This is a genomic window from Streptomyces sp. sk2.1 (genome assembly GCF_008120935.1).
GTDB lineage: Bacteria > Actinomycetota > Actinomycetes > Streptomycetales > Streptomycetaceae > Streptomyces.
Window position 1 is genome coordinate 1,223 of record NZ_RDBO01000085.1, and the last position, 4,951, is coordinate 6,173.

Annotated in this window: 4 protein-coding genes and 1 pseudogene; 3 read left to right on the plus strand and 2 right to left on the minus strand. The window is 72.6% G+C overall.

Annotation, left to right across the window (positions count from 1 at the left end; translation table 11 throughout):
- Window positions 1-367: 367 nt before the first annotated feature.
- A complete protein-coding gene (locus EAO76_RS38845; protein ID WP_148840969.1) occupies window positions 368-727 on the minus strand; it encodes a zinc ribbon domain-containing protein YjdM in 360 nt (119 codons plus the stop codon).
- Between the two features lie 162 nt (window positions 728-889).
- Between EAO76_RS38845 and EAO76_RS38850 the strand changes: the two are divergent.
- The 3 genes and pseudogenes from EAO76_RS38850 to EAO76_RS38860 all read left to right on the plus strand — a co-directional run.
- Window positions 890-1,216: pseudogene (locus EAO76_RS38850) on the plus strand (ArsR/SmtB family transcription factor); the annotation flags it as partial.
- Window positions 1,217-1,365: 149 nt separating this feature from the next.
- Window positions 1,366-3,102 (plus strand): SulP family inorganic anion transporter, encoded by a 1,737-nt coding sequence (locus EAO76_RS38855; protein ID WP_148840970.1) that lies wholly within the window; start codon window positions 1,366-1,368, stop codon window positions 3,100-3,102.
- Window positions 3,099-3,542 carry a pyridoxamine 5'-phosphate oxidase family protein gene (locus EAO76_RS38860; RefSeq protein ID WP_148840971.1) on the plus strand — a complete coding sequence of 148 codons (444 nt, stop codon included), beginning with the start codon at window positions 3,099-3,101 and terminating at the stop codon, window positions 3,540-3,542. Before EAO76_RS38855 ends, EAO76_RS38860 begins: the two co-directional genes overlap by 4 nt.
- 265 nt (window positions 3,543-3,807) lie before the next feature.
- Here EAO76_RS38860 and EAO76_RS38865 read toward each other — a convergent pair whose 3' ends face one another.
- Window positions 3,808-4,911, minus strand: coding sequence for a M23 family metallopeptidase (locus tag EAO76_RS38865; protein ID WP_148840972.1), 1,104 nt, complete (start codon window positions 4,909-4,911; stop codon window positions 3,808-3,810).
- Window positions 4,912-4,951 lie beyond the last annotated feature (40 nt).

The following is a 4,951-nucleotide window of genomic DNA, read 5'->3' on the forward strand; positions in this document are numbered from 1 at the left end:
CGAGGGCGATGGCGACCGCCGTCCAGTTCGGTGCCTTCACGAACTCCTCCACGGCCCACCAGGACGAGGACGGCGGTCCGGGCCTCAAGCGCCTTTCCGTACTGCTCACGAGCATCCGGAACCGCCCCAGCTGAACGGCTCGCCATCGCCTCTCGGGCCCGGTTCACCGCCTCTCGGATCCGGTTCACGGCTTCTCGGATCCGGTTGACGGCTTCTCGGATCCGGTTCGAGGTGGGGCCGGAGTGCTGTCGTCCGGGATGGGATCGGGCCGGCCCGGCGGTGCCGACCGGCCGGGGCGCCGGCGGACCGAAAGGAGCCGACGGCCGGAGGGAGGGCATGCCGCGAGCGCCGCGCCTCCGGCCCGCGGTCAGGCCTTCTTGACCACGCCGGACTTGAGCTGCACCGCGCCGAAGCCGTCGATCCTGCAGTCGATGTCGTGGCCGGCCACGCCGTCCTCGATGAGGCGGATGCCCCGGACCTTGGTGCCGGCCTTGATGCCGGTGGGGTGTCCCTTGACCTTGAGGGCCTTGATGACGGTCACGGTGTCGCCGTCGGCGAGGACATTGCCGACCGCGTCCTTGACGACGTGCGCACCGGCGTCGGCGGGTGCGGCCCCGGCGGGCGCCGGGGACCATTCGTGCCCGCACTCGGGGCAGACCAGGAGAGCACCCATCTCGTAGGTGTGGACGCTCGTGCACTCGGGGCAGGGGGGAAGATTTTCGCTCACGGCCGTAGTCTATGAATCGACTAGCTGAATTGCGAAATTTCGCAAGTCGTTAGAAGCTGAAGACGGCCACGCCCCTGCCTCCCCACCCGGTGCCGTTCGCACGGAGACGCGGCCGCCCGTCGTGCGCGCGTCCTCGCGGGCGCCGATCCAGGAGAGGATTCCGTGTCGGTTCCGCTGTATCAGGCCAAGGCCGAATTCTTCCGGATGCTCGGCCATCCCGTACGCATACGCGTACTCGAACTGCTCCAGGAGGGGCCGACCCCGGTGCGGGACCTGCTGGCCCGGATCGAGGTGGAACCGTCCGCGCTGTCCCAGCAGCTCGCGGTGTTGCGCCGCTCCGGGATCGTGGCCTCGCGACGTGAGGGCTCCACCGTGGTGTACGCCCTGGCCGGGGGCGATGTGGCCGATCTGATGCGGGCCGCCCGGCGGATCCTGACCGAGATGCTCGCCGGGCAGAACGAGCTCCTCGCCGAGCTGCGCGAGGCGGAGCAGGACCGGACCACGGAGATCCGGGCCGAACGGAGCCGGGCCGCGGAGATCCGGACCGAACGGGGCCAGGCCCGGCGGGGCCGGACCGCGGAAGGCCGGACCGAGCGGGACCGGACCGCGGAAGGCCGGACCGCGGAGGTCGCGGCCACATGAGTTCCGTGCTGGGCCGGGCCCTGAGTTCCGTATGTTCCCTCCTGCCCACCCGCGCCGATCTGGCGCAGATGGGCCGTGATCCGCGTCATGACCTGCTCGCCGGTCTGACGGTGGCGATCGTGGCGCTGCCGCTCGCGCTCGGCTTCGGTGTCACCTCCGGGCTCGGCGCGGAGGCGGGCCTGGCGACGGCGGTCGTGGCGGGAGCCCTGGCGGCCGTCTTCGGCGGATCGAACCTGCAGGTGTCCGGGCCGACCGGTGCGATGACCGTCGTCCTGGTGCCGATCGTCGCCCGGTACGGCCCCGGTGGTGTCCTGACCGTCGGCCTCATGGCCGGTTTCATGCTGGTGGCGCTCGCGGTGCTGCGCGCGGGCAAGTACATGCAGTACGTGCCCGCACCGGTGGTCGAGGGCTTCACGCTCGGCATCGCCTGCGTGATCGGGCTGCAACAGGTCCCGAACGCGTTCGGGGTGGCCGAGCCGGAGGGCGACAAGGTCCTCGTGGTCACCTGGCGGGCCGTGGAGGAGTTCGTGAAGGCACCGAACTGGACGGCGGTCGCCATCGCCCTCGCGGTCGCCGTGGTGATGCTCGTCGGCGCGCGGCTGCGCCCGACGATCCCCGTCTCGATCGTCGCGGTGATCGCCGCCACCGTCGTGGCACAGGTATTCCACCTGGACGCGGCCGCGCCCATCGGGGACCTGCCCGCGGGGCTGCCCGCGCCCTCCCTGACCTTCCTCGATCCCGGGGCGCTCGGCTCGCTGCTCGCACCCGCCGTCGCGGTGGCGGCACTGGCCGCGCTGGAGTCGTTGCTGTCCGCGTCCGTCGCCGACGGCATGACGGTGGGGCAGAAGCACGATCCGGACCGGGAGCTGTTCGGACAGGGCCTGGCCAACATCGCCGCCCCGCTGTTCGGCGGCGTACCCGCGACCGGCGCCATCGCCCGTACCGCCGTCAACGTGCGCACCGGCGCCTCCTCGCGCCTGGCCTCCCTCACCCACGCCGTCGTCCTCGCGGTCATCGTGTTCGCCGCCGCCCCGCTGGTGTCGAGGATCCCGCTCGCGGCGCTGGCCGGCGTACTGATCGCGACCGCGATCCGGATGGTCGAGGTCGGCTCGCTGCGCGCCATGGCGAGGGCCACCCGTTCCGACGCCCTGATCCTGGTCCTCACCGCGGTGGCGACGGTCTGCCTCGACCTCGTCCAAGCGGTCGTCATCGGGATCGTCGTGGCCGGTGCCCTCGCCCTGCGCGCCATCGCCAAGCAGACCCGCACGGACCGGGTGCCGCTCGACCGGGGCGAGCACAGCGCGGAGGAACACGCGCTGCTGGCCGAGCACATCGTCGCCTACCGCATGGACGGGCCGCTGTTCTTCGCGGGCGCCCACCGATTCCTGCTCGAACTGACCGAGGTCGCCGACGTCCGCGTCGTCATCCTGCGCATGTCCCGGGTGACGACGATGGACGCGACCGGCGCGCTCGTCCTCAAGGACGCGATCGAGAAGCTGAACCGGCGCGGGATCGCCGTCATGTCCTCCGGGATACGGACGGGCCAGCGCCAGGTCCTCGACTCCGTCGGCGCGCTCGCCCTGCTGCGTCACGAGGGCCGCGAGTACGCCACCACCCCCGAGGCCATCGCCGGCGCCCGGCGCCATCTGGAGCACGCGGGCGTCCTGCCCCCGGACTCCTCCCGGAAGCCGGGCACCACCGGGACCGCCGCACACGAGGAATCCGCCCGATGACCGACGACCGCACGAACAACACCCGGGATTCCGCCCCGCACCACCTGGTCGAGGTCTCCGGAGCCGAGGCCCTGTACCTGCTGGAGGGCAGCAGCACCGGCCGGCTCGTCCACGTGTCCAGGGGCGCTCCCGTGGTCCGCCCGGCCGTTCACGTCCTCGCCCACGGCCGGCTGATCGTACGGAGTCCCGTGCAGGAGGCCGCGTTGCGCGGCCGCGCGACGGTGACGTACCACGTGGACGGATTCCGCGCCCCGGCCGGTCCCGGCTGGAGCGTCACCGCGACCGGTCCCGCCGAACCGGTCGCCGATCCGGACGAGGCGGCCCACTACCGGCGCACTCTGCCCGGCTGGGCGCACGGCCCGCACGACACGCTGTTGTGGATCAGCCCGCAGTCGGTGAGCGGCTTCCGGGCGGCGCGGACGGAAGGAGGGGCCCTGTGACCGTCACTCCCCCGTGACCCGCATCCGCAGCCGCAGCCGCACCCGTGCCCGTGTTTGTGTCCGCGGAAACGACCGCGTGCGAAAGACAGTTGACGACCGTGGCCGTCGAGTGGCGTCACCGCGTCGAGCAGGAACTCGGCATCCTCTCCGGCCCGGATCACCTCGGCCCCGACGCCGTCCGCCGGTGCGGTGGCCCCGCGCCGGTGCGGTGACCGCGCGCCTTCGCACCCGGTGATGGGACCGGGTGCGAAGGCGCGGGGCGGTGTCAGCCGGTGCGGTTGTAGATCGCCGTGCCGGGGCAGGCGGTGACGCCGAGGCGGGTGGCGCAGCCGGTGTACTGGCTGGAGCCGTTCCACCAGGCCCAGCCGCCGATGGTGCGGCCGTTCAGCCAGGTGTACTGGCCGTTGTAGTTGGCGTCGTAGGTGCGCAGGCTCCAGTGCACGTGGGCTCCGGTCGCGGAACCGCCGGCGCAGGTGTCGGTGCCGATGTTGCCGAGCAGGGCGCTGCGGGCGATCGACGTCCCGTTGTAGTAGGTGGTGTTCCACATGTGGTAGTAGTCCGTCGAGAAGCCGCCCGGGTGGATCACCCTGGTCCAGCCGCCGCCGGCGCCGCACATCGAGGTCGCCGTGCCCTCGCGGGACGAGCGGACCCGGCCGCTGGCGTTGCCACCGGCGAAGTCGAGGCTGCTCCAGTAGCCGGTCGATCCGGTGTGGGAGTGCGCGCCACCGGTCAGGGTCATGTAGTAGTCGGGCATCCAGGGCAGCAGCAACCCGTTGGTGTTGGCCAGGACCCCCACCGACGACGTCTGCGCCTGCGGCGTCGCCTTGCGCTGCGCGTACGCCGTCATGGTCTGCCGTTCCGCCTTGCCGACCAGGGGGGACTTCGCCACGTGGTCGGCGAACTCGCGGTCGCCCTCGAGACCGGAGACCCAACGCCCGTCCTCGCGGTGGGCGATGTAGAGCCAGCCCTCCGGCTCGCCGTGCTGTGTGCGCGGCGCCTCGACGTAGGCGACGCCCCGGGCCCAGTCGCGCGAGACGGTGCGGACGTCGACGACCACCTTGCGGCCCTCGTCGGCGAGCTTGTCGACGGCGGCCTTCGGGGCGAGGCCCTTGGCGTCGTGGGACCGGGAGAGGACGTCGGCGGAGACGGCGTCCACCAGTGCCCGACGGTCGGTGCCGAGGCGGTCGGCGACCGCGGACGGCATCTTCACGGTGACCCCGGCGGACGGCGACTGGGCGGTGGCCGCCGGGGTGGCGGCCGGCGTCGTGGCCGAATCCCGGGAGGTCGCCGTCGCCGAGGGGGCGGCGGCGAGCAGCCCGGTGACGGCGAGGGCGGCGAGGGCGGTTCTCACGGATGTTCTGGAAAGCATGGGTGGTGTCCCTTCTGGGCGGGCGGGCCTGCCGTGGTGG